The organism is Listeria sp. Marseille-Q6474, assembly GCF_946902005.1.
Lineage (GTDB): Bacteria > Bacillota > Bacilli > Lactobacillales > Listeriaceae > Listeria > Listeria innocua.
Map to the genome: position 1 here is coordinate 313,148 of NZ_CAMPPS010000001.1, position 17,862 is coordinate 331,009.

General features: G+C 37.3%; 16 protein-coding genes. 5 read left to right on the forward strand and 11 right to left on the reverse strand.

The window, feature by feature from the left end:
• Positions 1-76: 76 nt before the first annotated feature.
• The 4 genes from OC533_RS01515 to OC533_RS01530 all read right to left on the reverse strand — a co-directional run bounded on the left by OC533_RS01515 (position 77) and on the right by OC533_RS01530 (position 5,117).
• A complete protein-coding gene (locus tag OC533_RS01515; RefSeq protein WP_003727462.1) occupies positions 77-1,027 on the reverse strand; it encodes an ABC transporter permease in 951 nt (316 codons plus the stop codon).
• Positions 1,024-2,076: an ABC transporter permease gene (locus OC533_RS01520; RefSeq protein ID WP_003762163.1), complete on the reverse strand. Its 1,053-nt coding sequence runs from the start codon at positions 2,074-2,076 to the stop codon at positions 1,024-1,026. Before OC533_RS01520 ends, OC533_RS01515 begins: the two co-directional genes overlap by 4 nt.
• Positions 2,069-3,610, reverse strand: a complete 1,542-nt coding sequence (locus OC533_RS01525) for an ABC transporter ATP-binding protein (protein ID WP_003766835.1) — start codon at positions 3,608-3,610, stop codon at positions 2,069-2,071. The genes OC533_RS01520 and OC533_RS01525 overlap by 8 nt, the downstream gene beginning before the upstream one ends.
• Before the next feature lie 433 nt (positions 3,611-4,043).
• Positions 4,044-5,117, reverse strand: a complete 1,074-nt coding sequence (locus tag OC533_RS01530; RefSeq protein WP_003766833.1) for a BMP family protein — start codon at positions 5,115-5,117, stop codon at positions 4,044-4,046.
• A gap of 353 nt (positions 5,118-5,470) precedes the next feature.
• On the opposite strand from OC533_RS01530, the gene proG reads away from it, so the two are divergent.
• Positions 5,471-6,310: a pyrroline-5-carboxylate reductase ProG gene (gene proG, locus OC533_RS01535; protein WP_194323434.1), complete on the forward strand. Its 840-nt coding sequence runs from the start codon at positions 5,471-5,473 to the stop codon at positions 6,308-6,310.
• Between the two features lie 38 nt (positions 6,311-6,348).
• Here proG and OC533_RS01540 read toward each other — a convergent pair whose 3' ends face one another.
• Positions 6,349-8,637, reverse strand: a complete 2,289-nt coding sequence (locus OC533_RS01540) for an FtsK/SpoIIIE family DNA translocase (RefSeq protein ID WP_045553028.1) — start codon at positions 8,635-8,637, stop codon at positions 6,349-6,351.
• Between the two features lie 150 nt (positions 8,638-8,787).
• On the reverse strand, positions 8,788-9,714 hold the full coding sequence (locus OC533_RS01545; RefSeq protein ID WP_003727465.1) for a YitT family protein: 927 nt from the start codon (positions 9,712-9,714) through the stop codon (positions 8,788-8,790).
• A 251-nt stretch (positions 9,715-9,965) separates the two neighbouring features.
• Between OC533_RS01545 and OC533_RS01550 the strand changes: the two genes are divergently transcribed.
• Positions 9,966-10,925 (forward strand): rhodanese-related sulfurtransferase, encoded by a 960-nt coding sequence (locus OC533_RS01550; RefSeq protein ID WP_033533052.1) that lies wholly within the window; start codon positions 9,966-9,968, stop codon positions 10,923-10,925.
• 41 nt (positions 10,926-10,966) lie between these two features.
• Here OC533_RS01550 and fni read toward each other — a convergent pair whose 3' ends face one another.
• Together fni and OC533_RS01560 are read right to left on the reverse strand one after the other, a co-directional pair.
• Positions 10,967-12,043, reverse strand: a complete 1,077-nt coding sequence (gene fni / locus OC533_RS01555) for a type 2 isopentenyl-diphosphate Delta-isomerase (RefSeq protein WP_045554149.1) — start codon at positions 12,041-12,043, stop codon at positions 10,967-10,969.
• 38 nt (positions 12,044-12,081) lie between these two features.
• Positions 12,082-12,429, reverse strand: coding sequence for a DUF1033 family protein (locus OC533_RS01560; RefSeq protein ID WP_003766820.1), 348 nt, complete (start codon positions 12,427-12,429; stop codon positions 12,082-12,084).
• A 139-nt stretch (positions 12,430-12,568) separates the two neighbouring features.
• On the opposite strand from OC533_RS01560, the gene OC533_RS01565 reads away from it, so the two are divergent.
• The 3 genes from OC533_RS01565 (at position 12,569) to OC533_RS01575 (ending at position 14,081) form a co-directional block, all read left to right on the forward strand.
• Positions 12,569-12,850 carry an acylphosphatase gene (locus OC533_RS01565; protein WP_003771753.1) on the forward strand — a complete coding sequence of 94 codons (282 nt, stop codon included), beginning with the start codon at positions 12,569-12,571 and terminating at the stop codon, positions 12,848-12,850.
• An 85-nt stretch (positions 12,851-12,935) separates the two neighbouring features.
• Positions 12,936-13,217 carry a hypothetical protein gene (locus OC533_RS01570; RefSeq protein WP_010991524.1) on the forward strand — a complete coding sequence of 94 codons (282 nt, stop codon included), beginning with the start codon at positions 12,936-12,938 and terminating at the stop codon, positions 13,215-13,217.
• Between the two features lie 36 nt (positions 13,218-13,253).
• On the forward strand, positions 13,254-14,081 hold the full coding sequence (locus tag OC533_RS01575) for a membrane protein insertase YidC (protein ID WP_003771748.1): 828 nt from the start codon (positions 13,254-13,256) through the stop codon (positions 14,079-14,081).
• Positions 14,082-14,117: 36 nt separating this feature from the next.
• On the opposite strand, the gene OC533_RS01580 is transcribed toward OC533_RS01575, so the two are convergent.
• The 3 genes from OC533_RS01580 to gndA all read right to left on the reverse strand — a co-directional run bounded on the left by OC533_RS01580 (position 14,118) and on the right by gndA (position 17,854).
• A complete protein-coding gene (locus OC533_RS01580) occupies positions 14,118-15,569 on the reverse strand; it encodes a HAMP domain-containing histidine kinase (protein ID WP_003771747.1) in 1,452 nt (483 codons plus the stop codon).
• Positions 15,566-16,246, reverse strand: coding sequence for a response regulator transcription factor (locus OC533_RS01585; protein WP_003719652.1), 681 nt, complete (start codon positions 16,244-16,246; stop codon positions 15,566-15,568). The genes OC533_RS01580 and OC533_RS01585 overlap by 4 nt, the downstream gene beginning before the upstream one ends.
• A gap of 189 nt (positions 16,247-16,435) precedes the next feature.
• Positions 16,436-17,854 carry an NADP-dependent phosphogluconate dehydrogenase gene (gene gndA / locus OC533_RS01590; protein WP_003727468.1) on the reverse strand — a complete coding sequence of 473 codons (1,419 nt, stop codon included), beginning with the start codon at positions 17,852-17,854 and terminating at the stop codon, positions 16,436-16,438.
• Positions 17,855-17,862 lie beyond the last annotated feature (8 nt).

A 17,862-nucleotide genomic window follows, 5' to 3' on the forward strand; every position in this document is an offset into this window, starting at 1 on the left:
ATCCTAAGTTGTTGCCACACACAATTTTCTAGCATAAAAAAACAGCCTAGAATAATATCTAGGCTGTCCTAATGTTTTATTTTCCTTTAATGTAGTTAACACCATCTGCTTTTGGAGCTTCGGATTTACCGATAAATCCAACAAGCGCGAGGATTGTTAATACATAAGGCGCAATTTGTAAGTAAACGTCTGGAATGTCTTTGAAAAACGGTAGCGAGCCCCCAGTAATTGCCAAACATTGCGCAAAACCGAAGAAGATTGCTGCTCCCATTGCTCCAAGTGGATTCCATTTACCAAAGATCATTGCTGCAAGGGCCATATAACCTTGACCGGAAATAGTTGCGTGTCCGAAATCAAGTGTAAAGGATTGCGCGTAAACTGCACCACCTAGACCACCAAGAATACCAGAGATGATAACACCTTGGTATCTCATCCAACGTACTTTAATTCCCATCGTATCAGCTGCAAGAGGATGTTCCCCTACAGAACGAAGACGAAGACCAAAGCGCGTTTTATAAATGATAAACCACGATGCGATTGCAAATAGAATCGCCACATAACTCATCACCGGAATGTTTTTAAAGAAAATATCACCAATAACTGGAATATCACTTAAAACAGGAATATCTGGTTTACCAAAGTAATATTTAATTTGGTCAGTTTGGCCTTTATCATAAATTACTTTTACAAGGAATAAAGATAGACCAGTTGCTAAAAAGTTAATCGCTACACCACTGATTACGTGGTCAGCGCGGAAGTTAATTGTTGCAACGGCATGAACAAGAGAGAATAATCCCCCAACGACCATAGCCGCAATAAGTGATATCCAAGGAGTTAAATTGCCAAAAGTATCTTGGAAAGTAAGGTTAAAGACGATAGCTGAGAATGCTCCCATAACCATCATACCTTCTAGTCCAATATTAACCACACCGCCTCGTTCTGAATAAACGCCCCCGAGTGCGGTAAAAATTAGTGGGCCTGCCATAAGCAGTGTACTAGAAACAATTGTCGCTAAAATGGCTGTCATTCTGCTTTCGCCCCCTTCTTAAATTTTGCCATCGCCCAGCGGATAATGTAGCTGGATGCCACAAAGAAGATAATCAGAGCGATAATTACATTGACTAATTCGTTTGGAACGCCTGCAACTGCTGGCATGTTTAGTGCTCCGACTTTTAGAGCGCCGAACAAGATGGCAGAGAAGACAATCCCAATTGGAGAACTTCCTCCGAGTAACGCAACGGCAATACCGTCAAAACCAATTCCTGGAGAAGAAGTTAATACATAAGCCGTTCCATAAGTTCCAAGGCCTTCCATTACGCCACCAAGACCAGCGAGCGCTCCGGCAATAACCATAGAAAAGATAATTGTTTTCTTTACACTCATACCGGCATATTGCGATGCATTTTCGTTAAATCCGACTGCTTCGATTTCATAACCAAAAGTAGTTTTATTTAACATTAACCAAATAATAAGTGCAAAACCAAGGGCTATTAAAATCCCCCAATGTAGTGACGAATAATCAGTCATTGATTGCAATAATTCAGATTGTAAAGACGCAGACGCATGAATTTCTTGTGTTTTATCTAATCCGTCTGTAAGTAAATTTTGTACTACATAGTTGAAAATATAAAGTGCTGTATAGTTAAGCATGATTGTTACAATAACTTCATTTACTCGTAAAGTTGCTTTTAAAATACCTGGAATGAATGCCCAAAGTGCACCAAAAACCATACCAGTAATAATCGCAAGTGGCAAATGAATCCATTTAGTTAAACCATCAAAGTTTACAGCGATGATAATGGAACCTAACCAGCCCATCAGCATTTGACCTTCCGCACCAATATTGAAAAGTCCGGCTTTAAATGCAACTGCAACAGATAGACCAACTAAAATGTACGGTGTAGCTTGGCGGATTGTTTCACCAATATAGAAATTTTCACCAACGACACCTTCTATAAGTGCTGAATAACCAGCAATTGGGTCATATCCAAAAATAAGCATGATAATCGCACCGCAGATAAGTCCAAGGATAACGGCTGTAACTGGGATAACTAATGCTTGTAGTCGTTTAGACATGCTCTTTCTCCCCCATTTCCGCTTCCTGTTTGGATGAACCAGCCATCATCAGACCAAGTTCTTGCTCCGTTGTTTCTTTCGGATCAACAATAGCAACGATTTTCCCTTCGTATATAACCGCAATACGGTCACTTACATTCATGATTTCATCTAATTCGAACGACATAAGTAATACAGCTTTTCCGTTATCTCGTTGTTCAATCAAGCGTCTATGAATGAATTCAATTGCTCCAACATCTAGTCCACGTGTTGGCTGAGCCGCAATTAAGAAATCTGGATTACGGTGTATCTCCCTCGCAATAATTGCTTTTTGTTGGTTACCACCAGAAAGCGATTTTGCTGCTACGTATTCGCTACTTGCGCGAACATCGTATTCTTCAATTAACTCGCGCGCAAAGTCATACATTGCTTTGTGATTTAAGAAACCTTTACTAGAAATAGGTTTCTTATAGTACGTTTGTAAAGCAATATTTTCTCCAAGTGACATCTCAAGTACTAAACCATGTTTATGACGATCTTCTGGAATATGTCCTAAACCAGCTTCCGTAATTTTACGTGGTTTTTTATTCTCAATGTGTTCACCATTTAGAAGAATGCTTCCACTTGTTACTTTAGAAAGACCTGCAATTGCAGAAATGAGTTCACTTTGACCATTACCATCGACCCCAGCAATTCCGACAATCTCGCCTGCTCGAACAGTCAAATTAAGTCCACGAACACTTTCGACGCCGCGGCTTTCTTTAACAACTAAATCTTTTACTTCTAAAACGTCTTTCCCAGGAGTTGCAGCGATTTTTTCTGTTGTAAAAACGACTTCACGACCAACCATTAAATTAGCTAAGTCTTGCGGAGTTGTTTCTGGAACATTTACTGTACCCATGCCTTTACCACGGCGGATAACAGTTACGCGATCACAAACATCCATAATTTCTTTTAGTTTATGTGTAATTAAAATAATTGATTTCCCTTCTTTTATAAGAGAACGCATGATTTGAATCAATTCTTTAATTTCTTGGGGCGTTAAAACAGCTGTTGGTTCATCAAAAATCAAGATATCAGCACCACGATATAGTGTTTTTAAGATTTCCACACGTTGTTGCATTCCGATAGAAATATCGCGGACAACAGCATTTGGATCAACTCGTAAACCATATCGGTCAGAGATTTCTTTAATTTCTTCTACCGCTTTTTTCTTCTCGATAACTCCAAGCTTGCTTGGCTCTTTACCAAGGATGATGTTTTCTGCAACCGTAAATTTATCCACTAACATGAAATGCTGATGGACCATTCCGATTCCAAGTTCATTCGCTTTGTTCGGGCTATTAATATTTTCTTTCGTACCGCGAACACGAATTTCTCCACCATCTGGTTCATATAGACCAAACAAGACGTTCATTAGCGTAGATTTTCCTGCGCCATTCTCACCTAACAAAGCATGGATTTCGCCCTGCTTTAACTGTAAGGTGATGTTATCATTTGCTACAAATCCAGAGAATTCCTTCCTGATTCCTAACATTTCAATAACAAAGTCCACTTCTTCACTCCCCTTGTCGTCTGGTTCAAACTGGAAAAACAGCCACACGCGCGATTCTCTCGAAGGACGCCGCCTCTCCCCGTACTTCCTCCCGAAGAAGGTTCCGAGTTTTTTATCCGTTTGTTGTTCAATGACTTTTTTCGCTAAAGTGCTTCGGTATGTTGCTAAATACGTTTCATTATACCATCTATGTACAAAAGCTTGTCCTCACATTTTTAAGCGGTTAAAAAAGCCATCTCCTTATTTTATTTCTAAATGGCATTCATTGCAATCATAAATTCCAATATACCGATTATTTTCTTTTAGTAAAAGGGTTTACCTATCATATTAAAACGCTTACAAATTATTTTTTTATGAAAGCCGGTATGCTTAATACCGACTTTCATAAAAGGTTTTACTTCGTTCATATTACTCAGTTTTTATAACTATAAAATCAAGGTTTTTCTGGAACTTTAATGTCCCCATCAACGATTTTTTGTTTGTATTCTTCTACTTTAGCTAAAACGTCTTTAGAAATATTATCTTGATGTTCAGAAAGCCCTACAGCATCTTTATCAAGACCATATTCAATTTTAGTTCCGCCAGGGAAATCTCCAGCTTTAGTACGAGTTGCAAGGTCATCTACAGCGATATCAACGCGTTTGATTTCAGATGTAAGTGTTACATTGTAATCTTTGCCATCGTTTGCTGTAACTTTTCCTTCGTCCCATTGGTCACGGTCAACACCGATTACCCAAACAGCACGGCTAGGATCTTTTTTCTTCAGGTTTTTAGCTTCTGCAAAGACACCGTTACCAGTACCGCCAGCAGCATGGAAAATTACGTCAACTCCACTTGAATACATGGAAGAAGCAATTTGTTGTCCTTTGTCTGCTTTTGCGAAATCGTTTGCATATTGTACATCAATTTGTGCGTTAGGATTAACAGCTTTTACACCAGCAGTGAAACCAGCTTCAAAACGGTCGATAACAGCTCCTTTTACCCCACCAACAAATCCAACTTTATTTGTTTTTGTTGTTAAGCCGGCTACAACACCAACTAGGTAAGAACCATCGTTATCTTTAAATCCAATACTTACTACATTATCACGGTCATCAATTGTGTCATCAACAATAGCGAATTGATTTTTAGGTTTTTGTTTAGAAACTTCTTCAATTGCATCTTTCAGTTTGTAACCAATTCCGTAAATCAAATCATAGTCGCTACGAACAGCAGTGTTTAAGTTTGTTTTGTAGTCTGCTTCAGAAGCTGATTGCAAATAGTTATAACCGTCTGTACCTTTTTCCATGTCGTTAGCTTTACCAAATTTTTGTAAGCCTTCCCATGCTGATTGGTTAAACGAACGGTCATCAACGCCACCAGTATCTGTAACCATAGCTACTGTAAAATCTTTACTGCTCTTATCATCGCCACTTTTTTTATCGTCGCTGCTCGAACCACAAGCACCTAAGACAACGCCAGAAGCAATAATCATTGATAGTGCTAAAGCAAATGTACGCTTTTTCACCTTAAAACCCCTCCCGAGAGATATAATGTTAGTCAGAGCTTTCTGTCAAAACAAACATTCAGGCGCGTATTAAAAAATTATGTATGGTCCCTTTTTCGGAAAACGCACAAAAACATTTAACGTCTTCTCTAACTGTTCTTAATATAACATGGAAAATAAAATAAATAAATAACCAACTTCATAAATTTTTAATGCAAATGAATTCAGAAAATTTAATTCTGTCGGAATCATTCGATTTCAAGCTTATCCCTAGGTGGAAGCGCGTTAACGTGAAAAAGCAAACAATCTGATTTATTTGCAATCCGATTTTATTCCCTTCATAATAAAAAATAACGATGAAAGGCGGGATGAAAATGACAAAAATAGGTTTTATCGGTTTTGGGAGTATGGCAACGTTGATAGCCACTAAATTGATTGAAACAAAGGTTTGTACTCCAGAGGAAATCATCCTTTACTCTAGTTCGGCAAACGACCATTTCAAGCAATTTTATGATAAATATCCTACAACCGAATTAGCAGCCAATGAAGCAGAAGTTTTTACAAAAGCAGATCACAGCTTTATTTGTAAATTACCTTTAGCTGTATTGCCCCTTATTAAAGATTGCGAGGCTGTATTAACGGCAGATCGCCACGTGATTTCGATTGCAGCTGGGGTTAGTACTTCTGATATTTTGGAACTATCTCCGAGTTTACAAGTAAGTAAATTAATACCTTCAATCACAACAGTAGTTGGTGTTGGAACTACCTTAATTTCACACGCAGATACTGTTTCGGAAACGAACAGCAATTGGTTAGAATCAGCTTTTGAAAATTTCGGACATGTGATGACAATTCGAGAAGAAAATATTGACATTGCGAGTGACTTAACGAGTTCCTCACCTGGTATTATAGCGGCTATTTTCGAACAATTCGTGGAAGCGGCTCTTCGCAGATCGACTTTGTCAGATGCGGAAATTTTTCAAATGATTAATTTTGCTTTAGCTGGGACTTCTAAACTCTTAGTGGAGGAAGATTATACATTTAGCGGTTTAATCGACCGTGTTGCTACAAAAGGCGGGATTACAGCTGAAGGCGTTGAACTTAGCAAAAGCAACTTACCTTCTTTTTTCGATGAATTACTTGACCGTACTCAAGGAAAATACGCTACAAGTAAAAAAGAAATTGAAGCTCAAAAACGAGATTTACTTTCTTAAAAAAAGAGGTTGCGATTTTAGTCGCAACCTCTTTTTATTTATTCTATATCTGGTGGAAGTTCCACATTGACTCGTCGCGGTTTACTACCTTCATGAGGTCCAACTACTCCTCTTTGCTCCATTTCATCAATTAATCTGGCTGCCCGGTTATAACCAATTCGGAATTTTCGTTGTAACATCGAAACGGAAGCTGTTTGCATTTCTACAACAAGTTCGACTGCTTCATGATAAAGTTCATCCGTTACTTCTCCTTCAACTTCAGGAATATCATCAGGAATCATTTCCTCGTTGTACTGTGCTTTTTGTTGCGAGATAACATAATTAACTACATCTTCTACTTCTTTATCTGATAAAAAGGCGCCTTGAATACGAGTTGGCTTACTAGAACCGACTGGTAGTAACAACATGTCTCCGCGACCTAGTAGTTTTTCTGCTCCACCCATATCAAGAATTGTTCTTGAATCTATCGAACTCGATACTGCAAAAGCGATTCGAGATGGGATATTCGCTTTAATGACTCCAGTAATTACATCCACAGATGGACGTTGAGTCGCGATAATCAAATGAATTCCCGCAGCACGCGCCATTTGCGCAAGTCGTGTAATCGCATCTTCTACATCATTAGAAGCAACCATCATTAAGTCAGCTAACTCATCTACTATCACAACAATAAATGGTAATTCCGGTTGTTTTTCTTCGTTAAGTTCATTATGTTTTTTTACGTAATCATTATAACCTTGCATATTTCGTGTACCAGTATGAGAAAATAAATCATAACGCCGCTCCATTTCAGCAACAACTTTTTGTAAAGCTTGAGCTGCCTTTTTGGGATTAGTAACAACTGGTGCTAGTAAATGCGGGATACCATTATAAACATTTAATTCAACCATTTTTGGATCAATCATCATCATTTTTACTTCATGTGGTTTAGCTCGAAGTAAAATGCTTGTAATAATCCCATTAATACAAACCGATTTACCACTACCAGTCGCTCCCGCTACAAGTAAATGGGGCATTTTATCAAGGCTTGCCATCATTGCTTCACCAGAAATATCTCGACCAAGAGCAATTTGTAATTTTTCATCTGGGTTATTTTTCGGATTATTTTCTAGTACTTCCCGTAAAGAAACCATCGCTACATTCTGATTTGCTACTTCAATTCCAATTGCTGATTTACCAGGAATTGGCGCCTCAATGCGAATATCTTTCGCTGCTAAAGCAAGCGCAATATCATCACTTAAGGAAACAATTTTACTCACTTTGACTCCGACTGACGGTTGCACTTCATATTTTGTAACGGCTGGCCCAAGATGCACTTGAGTGATTTTTGCTTTCACACCAAAACTTTCAAAGGTGTCTTCTAATTTTTTCGCATTAACTTTAATTTGGTCATACTCTTTACTTTGATCAGTTACTTTGGCAGGTTCTAAAATATCCACTGATGGTAATTGATAGATTTCATTTTCAAAAGACTCTTGTTGGAACATTTCTAAATCTTTTTCTTTTACATCGGACTCTGTTTTTTCTTCTAGAGGAGCTTTTTCTTGTTCTACTTTAGAACTAAAATTCGAAATAATTGGCGGTGTTTTTTCTTCTTTTGAAGCATCTATTGGTTGGCTTACCTCGATTACTTCATCCGCTTCTACTTCAACTAATTTTTCCGCTTTCTTTTTATCTCGTTTAGCTTTTACTTCTTTCCCTTTTTCCGTTGCAGCCTTACCTTTTGAAAATAAGTAGCGAACGAATTCAGTAATTTTCGAGAAAAATTGGCGTACAGAAATACCTGAAACTAGTGAAAATCCATAAATGATTAAAAGAATGGCAATAATATTCGTTCCAAGTCGGTCTAGTAAGAAATAGGTAACTGAGGTAATAGCAGCTCCGATCATTCCTGCACCAACAAAGCCTACTTGATTTGGTCTAAATAAATTTTCTAGAACTAATTTCCATGTACTAGAAACAACAGGCGCATTGGCACCTAAATTATGGATGATGAAATACATATGTATATACGTTAAAAATCCTAAAACAATGAGATAGACACCTACTAATCGTTTGCTAAAAAGGTGTGGCATCTTTCTTCTAATTACCATGTAGCCGCCGAGAACGATACTCCCAGCAAGTAATACATAACTAAGAAGACCAACAAACATTTCAGCCAGGGCAAAGAAACCTCTACCAACAAAACCTAATTGTAAAATCCCGATTATCCCTATTGCTATCAGAACAGCACCCGTTATCTCTAAACGAAAAGAAGCTGATTTTTTCTTTTTTGAACGCGTGGACGTTTTCTTTCGCCCAGCCGTTTTTTTCTTTTGTGTCGCCATTTCAAGTCCCACCTATTCCTTTTTTGCTTGTTTTATTATAGCACATCTATCCGTCCTGTAGCTCATACTATAGCCCTATTATACAAACAAATGTTTCCTTTCGTCAAAAAACCACATATCTCAAGTAAGAGACATATGGTTTTAGCTTTGTTATAGGTGTGGTGTTTTCGTATTCATCAGCTTTCCGCCGCGGACTTCTGACATGCTTCCCCCGACAGCTAAGAAGGCATCTGGATCTATTTCGTCCAGAATAGCTTTCACTTTCACTTCTTCAAATCTTGAGACGATAACGAAAACTACTTTTCTTACATCACCAGAGTATCCACCAGTTGCATCTAAGTATGTTACGCCTTTTCCTAGTTGCTCCATGATTTCTGCACCGATTTCCTCGTAATAGCGACTAATAATAAAAGCACTTTTCGATTCATCTACACCTTGAATAACAATATCAATAACTTTATACGCAAGGAAATACGTAATTAATGAATACATAGCTCTGTCCCAGTTAAATACAAGTCCAGCAACGATGAAAATCACAATATTGATAAACATAATAATTTGCCCGGTTGAAAATGGTGTTCTTCCGTTGATAATGATGGAAATAATCTCAGTCCCATCAAGTGCTCCACCATTACGAATAACAAGTCCTACACCAAGACCGAGTGTCATTCCACCAAAAACAGTCGCAAGTAATAAATCATCTGTCACTGGGTCCATATCATGTAAAACAAGTGTCACAATCGACATAACTGCAATCCCGTACAAAGTAAAAAGTGCAAAAACTTTTCCGATTTTCCGGTAACCAATAATGAAAAATGGAATATTAAGTACAAAAGTTAAAACCCCTAAAGGTAGCGGTGTTAACTGAGAAATAATAATGGAAATACCAACGACTCCACCATCTAAAATCCGGTTGTTTACAAGGAAAAGTTCTAAACCCACCCCCATTAAAATCGCTCCAAAGGTAATCATTAGAAATTTATAAACAAACCACTTCAGTCTTTTTCTGCGTTCTTGTTTTACTTTTTTTAAAGCTAGTTCTTCCATAAACGATTCATTTATTTGCACATAGCTCACGCCCAATCCTTACTTCATTCTTTATTTTAGGCAATGAAAACAGGATTTGCTTTCATCAACAAAATTTTCGCTTCATATTTAATAAGTATACCATAGCTGTTTTGTACTTGTACATATAGTTAACTATAAGAAGCATTTATTTTACGGTTCGGTTACTTGCCAGTCTTAATTTGCTATAGTATAGTATTAATGCGCAAACTTGTGGAGAATTTTTCTTACACATGAAATACATTTTGAAGGGTGATAAGATTATGAGTGACTATCAAGTGTTGTTATATTACAAATACACAACGATTGATGATCCAGAAACTTTTGCAAAAGAGCATCTTGCTGCTTGCAAAGAAATGGAGTTAAAAGGCCGAATTTTGGTGGCTACTGAGGGGATTAATGGCACCGTTTCGGGAACAGTAGAAGCAACAAACAAATATATGGATTATATGGCAAATGACGCTCGCTTCGCTGATATGGTATTTAAAATTGACGCGGCTGACTCCCATGCTTTCAAAAAAATGCATGTCAGACCTCGTGCTGAAATTGTTAGTTTAAGTTTAGAAGAAGATGTCAATCCACTTGAAATTACAGGTGATTATTTAGAACCTGCTGAATTTCGCGAAGCACTACTAGACGAGGATACTGTTATTTTAGATGCTCGGAATGATTATGAATTTGATATTGGCCATTTTCGTGGTGCAGTTCGCCCAGATATTCAGAACTTCCGTGAACTACCAGGCTGGATTGAAGATAATCGCGATCAACTAGAAGATAAAAAAATCGTTACTTATTGCACTGGTGGAATTCGCTGCGAGAAATTTTCTGGCTGGTTGAAAACTGCGGGCTTTGAAGATGTAAGTCAACTTCATGGCGGCATTGCAACGTACGGTAAAAATGAAGAAACAAAAGGCGAACTATGGGATGGACAAATGTACGTCTTTGATGAAAGAATCGCTGTTCCAATTAACCAAGTAAATCCTACTATTGTAGGGAAAGATTACTTTGACGGCACACCTTGCGAACGTTATATCAATTGTGCAAATCCATATTGTAATAAACAAATTCTCGCTTCTTTAGAAAACGAAAAAAAATATTTGCGCAGTTGTTCGCATGAATGCCGCGTTCACCCAGCAAATCTTTATACAAAAGAATTATCTAAAGAAGAATTTACAGAACGACTTCAAGCGATTGATGAAACTTTACCGGAAACGGTTCAATAAACGAAAAACCAGCATTGCTAAATGAATAGCTGCTGGTTTTTTTATTTTCTATTTGCAAGTTGAACTAAATCAATTTCTCGTAAACTACCCCATTTTGCAAGTTCACCACTTACAATTAATGGTATTTCTTTTAGTTCTGCAATATTTTTCGCATTTGCTAAAACAAAGAGTCCTCGCAACTGTTCTTTCCAAAGTTCTAACTTTTCGATCGTTTTTGATACACCATCTTTTTTCAGTGAATAAATAATTTGCCCAGCCATCCCAACACTATCTGCTCCTAGCGCAAGTGCTTTGACAATATCTAACGGGTTTCTAATACCTCCAGATGCTAAATATGCTATTTTTGGCGCGTCAGCATGTTGCATATCTATTAATGCTTGCCCAGTTGAAATACCCCAATCAAGTAAAAAATTATAGGCTTGGTCGCGGCGGCGATCATTTTCAATTTGCGCAAAGTTAGTTCCACCTTTTCCGGCTAAATCTACTGTTGTAACGCCGATTTCAGCTAGAGTCTTTACAGTCTCTCGTGTCATTCCAAAACCAACTTCTTTGACGACAACTGGTACTGGGGAATTTTTTACATATGCTTCGATTCTTGATAACCAGTGACTAAAGGAACGGTCGCCTTCTTGCATCACTAATTCTTGCGCAGGATTTATATGGATTTGTAGCGCATCTGCTTCTAACATTTCGATTGCGCGAATTCCGTCTTGAATATCCACTTCTGGGCTAACGTTGGCTAAAATGATACCTTTTGGATTAACTTCTCTAACGACTTGATATGTATCTATTAGCGAACTGTTTTTTAGAGCTGCAGACTGGGAACCAACGGCCATCGGGATAGCTACTTCGCGAGCTATTTCAGCGAGTTCGGCATTAATTCTCTTTGTATGCCGGCTTCCTCCTGTCATAGCATTAATATAAAATGGAAATGGTACTGTTGCTCCTAAAAAAGTTGTTGTTAGATCAATATCTTTCACATTGTAGCGCGGGATAGATGTCCCAATCAATTGAATATCTTCTAAACTCGACGGAGCTAAGTTCTCATTTTGCTTTACACCAAGAGCAACATGTTCGTCTTTCCGGCGTTCTCGTAATAAGTCATCGTTCTTCTGCATGTATTAATCCTCCAAAAATCGCTAATTTCTTTCTAACCTTAAGCAAAAGTTAAAACATTTTTAAAAATGGTTTCTTTCTCTTCAGAAGTTGGTTGATATACTTCTCCATTAAAAAATAAAATAAGTCCATGAAAAGTTTGAATATCGTCTTCACAGTCTTCGCAATATTCTACTTCTTCCTCATTCCAAGCCGCTAACAAACAATCTTTCTTTGTTTGATGGTTAGGGTAATTTCGCAGTAAACCTTCTGCTAATTCTTGGTACTTCGCAAACGCAGCTTCTTTTTCTGAAAAAGTAAAGTCTGCTTGAATAGAAGTTTCCCATTCCTCAAAAAACCACCAAGGCTCGTATTCTCCTTTAGTTAGATAGACATTCCATTTTGTCATATCAAAAACTCCCAACACTAAATATAATACACATATTATAGCATAAGCTCCTTTGAAATACTGGAATGCAAATTTTTGAAAGTAACAACAAAAAAAGATACACTGGTAGTAAGGAAAAATAAAAGGAGTTGGTTTCGTCATGGCTAGAGATACAGCGATTTTGAGAGTAACTGGATTTGTACAAGGTGTTGGGTTTCGTTACACAACAAAACACGTCGCTTACAAATATGACATTAGTGGAACAGTGAAAAATTTAGACGATGGTTCCGTTGAAATTCATGCAATTGCAGAAGAAGAAAACTTAAATAAATTTATTGATGCAATAAAAAAAGGACCTTCACCTGGTTGCCGTATTGAACATGTTTACATTTATAAAGGTGCGCCTGTTGAAGATCGAAAAACGTTTGATATTGTTTATTAAAAATCCAAAAATAGTGGTTGTGCTATAGCTCTTTTTGCATTATAGTTAATGAGTACTAAAACCTTGAAAGGAGCGACTGCGTGGCATGATTTCCATTTTGCAAATCTTACTTGAACCAGAATTCATTTCACTCACAGTGACGTTTTTATTAATGTTGACGATTTTTAGTTATTGGTCGGCCATTACATTATTAAAACCGAAAATGGTGCTACCCGCTGACGCTACCTGCTTAAAGCCAGTAAAGACTTTACTTCGAGCACATTTTGTTAGAACCTCGCCTAATTTTATTATTAATTGGCTGGCTATTACTAAGAAATGTAGCGCCATTACTGATGATGAAGACAGTTTTTCATTTTCCAACAGATGAAATGATTATTTTACTATTTAGGAGGAAAATGAAACATTGAAAAAGAAAAATATTATTTTAATTAGCGTATTACTAGGTGCTCTACTATTACTTACAGGTTGTAGTATGGACCCGTCACAAAATACAGATGGTTTTTTCAGTACTTATCTAATCCAACCATTTACTAGCTTTATTATGTTCGTTGCAAAGTTTGTTGGGGGTAATTACGGGATTGCGATTATTATTACAACGTTACTTATCCGTGCACTTATTATGCCACTAAACTTACGTACTGCTAAAGCTCAAATGGGCATGCAATCCAAAATGGCAGTTGCCAAACCAGAAATCGATGAAATTCAAGCTCGACTAAAACGTGCTACATCGAAAGAAGAACAAGCAAATATTCAAAAAGAAATGATGGCCGTTTATTCCAAGTATAATATCAATCCGATGCAAATGGGTTGTCTACCATTACTTATTCAAATGCCGATTTTGATGGCGTTCTATTATGCTATTCGCGGATCTTCCGAAATTGCTAGTCACACATTCTTATGGTTTAACTTAGGTTCACCAGATATGGTACTTGCGATAATCGCAGGTCTTGTCTACTTAGCACAATATTTTGTTTCCATGATTGGTTATTCACCAGAACAAAAGAAACAAATGAAAATTATCGGCTTAATGTCGCCAATTATGATTTTATTCGTTTCCTTCACAGCTCCTTCTGCCCTAGCGTTATATTGGGCTGTCGGCGGACTATTCTTAGCTGGTCAAACATTACTAACGAAGAAACTTTATATGAATAAACATCCAGAAATCAAAGTAATGGAACAAGAAGAAAAAGAATTTGAACAAATTGTAGAAGAACAAAACAAAGAAAAATAAAAGAAACCGCAACCTCGTTATAAGGTTGCGGTTTTTCTATTTGGATTTCGGTTCAATGTATGGAAGCGTAATTTTTATAGTAGTACCTTTATCCGGCTCACTAACTGCATTAATCGTTCCTAAATATCCTTCGACTAATTGTTTAGCAATCGCAAGTCCGAGGCCATTACCACCTTTTTCACGGCTTCTGGCTTTATCTACACGATAGAAACGATTAAAGATCTTATCAATTTCTTCTTGTGAGATGCCTTCTCCGTAATCACGCACATCAATATGGATTTGCTTTTGTTCTTTATAGACATGCATATCCACCTCAGTGCCATCACCCGAATATTTCACTGCGTTATCCATAATAATAATTAAGATTTGTTCTAAATGATTATGTTGAATAAGCGCTCGTAAATCCGTATCATCTTCTTTTAAAGTAAACGTAAAGTTCTCATACATTACTTCAAAATTACGTCTCACTTGCTCAACTGTTGCGTTTACATCGGTAATTTGTAATTCTTTCGTTTGAGAAATCTGTTCTGCTCTTGATAAATCGAGCATTTCTTGTACTAATTTTTTCATCCGTTCTAATTCCGTTAACGAAGCATTTAACGATTCATCCAGTACTGCCGGGTCGTCTTTCCCCCACCGAGTTAGTAATTTTAAGTGCCCTTCCATGATTTGAACTGGTGTCCGCAGTTCATGAGAAGCATCTTCAACGAATTGTTTTTGCTGTTCAAAACTAGTTTCAATTCGCGTCATCATATCGTTAAAAACAACTGTCAATTCGCCAATTTCATCTCTGGAATTCGTTTTCGTTTCGATTCGTTTTTGAAAACCATTTTTACGAATATCATTCATAGTACGTGCTAACCGAGTGAGTGGATTTAAGAAGTTCTGTGCTAGTAAGTAACCGAGCATTCCACTAATAAAGAGCGCTACTGCTCCAAGCAAAATCATTGTTACTAGAAGCCGGTCCATCATCCGATTATAGGAAGTTAGCGGATTTACCACTTGCGCATAACCGATCACTGTCGTATTATCATCTGCCACAATTGGCATTTGTGCAGTCATCATTTTCTGCCCTTCAATGGTTGGCTTATTCATAATAAATTTATCCGTGCCACTAACAAAATACTGCGAAAAATCGATACTCGTAATATCTTGGTTTCTGGAAAAATAATACTTATTAATAAAATGACCATCTTTATCATATAGATTAATCACTTGATCTTGTAATTTACGATTAACGGTTTTATCGTTATTAAATAAATATTTAATTTCCTCATTGTCCGTTAAATCTTGGTTTGTTAACGTACTTGTAGTTGCTAGAAGCAGTTCTTTTACTTCCGGTTCTTCTTCATTTAGCAACATTTGCCCAATCCCTTGGTAAATCGCATAGGAAAATAAGAAAAATGTTAGAAAAATCGCTGCACTAGCTCCAAAAGTCCATTTAAATTTCAAAGAACGACTTTTTAAGGAGAATGGGCTAGTTGTCATGTACGCATCACATACCCAGTCCCGCGAACTGTTTGGATGTAACTTTCTTCGTCAGGATGATCAATTTTATTTCGCAAGTAACGAACATATACATCTACTACATTCGTTTCTACTTCTGTTTCATAACCCCATACTTTGTTAAGTAATACTTCCCGAGTAAGAACAATATTGACATTTTCCATTAAAGTAAGTAGTAGTTCATACTCGCGTTTTGTTAAATCGATAATTTCTTCATCGCGTTTTACAATCCGATTTTCTTTTTCAACGATTAAGTTGCGGTATTGTAGCGTTGTTTGTTTAGCAGATTGTTCTGCATTTTCTACTCGGCGTAACAGCGAACGTAGACGTGCAAGTAGTTCTTCAATTGCAAATGGCTTAACGATATAATCATCTGCTCCGTGGTCAAGTCCAGATACGCGATCAATCACAGAGTCTCGCGCAGTTATCATAATGATGGGTGTTTGTTTCACTTGGCGTACACGACGACAAACTTCTACCCCGTTTAAATGTGGTAACATTAAGTCTAGTAAAATAGCATCCCATTCTTCATTTAGTGCGAGTTCTAGCCCAGCACGTCCATCATTAGCAACAGCAGTTTCATAATTTTCGTGTTGTAATTCTAGTTCAATAAAGCGTGCTAAGTTTTTTTCATCTTCTACGATTAATATTCTATTCATTTGGCCTAACCCTCTCTTTCGATCATTACACTATATTCCTATTACTATTGTAACGAACTTTGGCTCAAAAACAACTAATAATAGCGTATAAATAGATATTTCCTGTATTTTTTAGCACTTTACCATTATTTACTAATTTAAATCTCATAAAAAAACATCCACTCGTGAAAGTGGATGCTTAATTTTAAATCAATCTTCTACTTGTGGCCATTCTGTATGGAATACGCCTGGTTTGTCAACTCTTTCATACGTATGAGCACCAAAGTAGTCGCGTTGAGCTTGAATTAGATTTGCAGATAATACTTCAGAACGATAGCTATCGTAATAGCTGATTGCTGCAGTGAAGGTTGGTACTGGAATACCAGCTTTGACAGCTTCTGCTACTACAGTACGAAGGTCGCCTTGGTAGTTATGCGCAATATCTTTGAAATATGGATCTAATAGTAAGTTTTTAAGATTTTTATCTTTATTATATGCATCAGTAATTTTTTGTAAGAAACGAGCACGGATAATACAACCAGCGCGGAAAATTTTCGCAATTTCGCCGTATTGTAGGTCCCAATCGTTCTCTTCACTAGCTGCTCTCATTTGTGCAAAACCTTGTGCATAAGATGCGATTTTGCTGAAATAAAGTGCACGGCGAACAGATTCAACAAATGCTTTTTTGTCGCCTTCAAAACGATAATTAGATGGACCAGATAAAACAGTACTTGCATAAACGCGTTCATCTTTCAGTGCAGAGATGTAACGAGCAAATACAGATTCAGTAATTAAGGAAAGTGGAACACCTAAGTCAAGTGCGCTTTGGCTAGTCCATTTACCAGTTCCTTTTTGTCCAGCTTTATCAAGAATAACATCGACAATTGGTTTGCCTGTTTCTTCGTCTTTTACTTTTAGAATGTTTTTAGTGATTTCGATTAAATAGCTATCTAATTCTCCGTTATTCCATTCTTCAAATACGTCAGCAAGTTCATCATGGCTTAATCCACCGATTTCTTTCAAAATAGTGTAAGCTTCTGCGATTAATTGCATATCTCCGTATTCGATACCATTATGCACCATTTTAACGTAATGTCCGGCACCATCTGGACCAATATAAGTCACACATGGTTCTCCGTCTGCTACTGCAGCAATTTCACGTAAGATAGGAGCTACAAGATCATATGCCTTGCGTTGACCACCTGGCATGATAGAAGGACCTTTAAGCGCGCCTTCTTCTCCGCCTGATACGCCAGTTCCGATGAAGTTAAAGCCTTCTTCACTTAGTTCTTTATTACGCCGAATTGTATCTTTAAAGAAAGCATTACCGCCATCAATTAAAATATCACCTTCGTTTAAGAAAGGTTTAACTGCTTCAATCATCATATCTGTAGCATCGCCAGCTTTTACCATAATAAGGATACGGCGAGGCACTTCAAGAGATTCGACAAATTCCTCTAAACTATAAGTTGGTACTAATTTTTTGTCCGCATTTTCTTCCATAACCGCTTTCGTTTTTTCAGTAGAACGGTTAAAGATAGATACTGTATGACCGCGGCTTTCAATGTTTAGAGCCAAGTTACGACCCATAACGCCCATTCCTATAACGCCAATTTCTTGTTTTGCCATTTTGCACT

Excerpts from the sequence above, each read along its gene's own strand:
- OC533_RS01520 (WP_003762163.1), bottom strand. The coding sequence starts at position 2,076 with ATGTCTAAACGACTACAAGCATTAGTTATCCCAGTTACAGCCGTTATC.
- OC533_RS01565 (WP_003771753.1), top strand. The coding sequence starts at position 12,569 with ATGGCTAGAGATACAGCGATTTTGAGAGTAACTGGATTTGTACAAGGT.
- fni (WP_045554149.1), bottom strand. The coding sequence starts at position 12,043 with ATGCAGAAGAACGATGACTTATTACGAGAACGCCGGAAAGACGAACAT.
- OC533_RS01570 (WP_010991524.1), top strand. The coding sequence starts at position 12,936 with ATGATTTCCATTTTGCAAATCTTACTTGAACCAGAATTCATTTCACTC.
- OC533_RS01540 (WP_045553028.1), bottom strand. The coding sequence starts at position 8,637 with ATGGCGACACAAAAGAAAAAAACGGCTGGGCGAAAGAAAACGTCCACG.
- OC533_RS01580 (WP_003771747.1), bottom strand. The coding sequence starts at position 15,569 with ATGACAACTAGCCCATTCTCCTTAAAAAGTCGTTCTTTGAAATTTAAA.
- gndA (WP_003727468.1), bottom strand. The coding sequence starts at position 17,854 with ATGGCAAAACAAGAAATTGGCGTTATAGGAATGGGCGTTATGGGTCGT.
- OC533_RS01515 (WP_003727462.1), bottom strand. The coding sequence starts at position 1,027 with ATGACAGCCATTTTAGCGACAATTGTTTCTAGTACACTGCTTATGGCA.
- OC533_RS01560 (WP_003766820.1), bottom strand. The coding sequence starts at position 12,429 with ATGACAAAATGGAATGTCTATCTAACTAAAGGAGAATACGAGCCTTGG.
- OC533_RS01550 (WP_033533052.1), top strand. The coding sequence starts at position 9,966 with ATGAGTGACTATCAAGTGTTGTTATATTACAAATACACAACGATTGAT.
- proG (WP_194323434.1), top strand. The coding sequence starts at position 5,471 with ATGACAAAAATAGGTTTTATCGGTTTTGGGAGTATGGCAACGTTGATA.
- OC533_RS01585 (WP_003719652.1), bottom strand. The coding sequence starts at position 16,246 with ATGAATAGAATATTAATCGTAGAAGATGAAAAAAACTTAGCACGCTTT.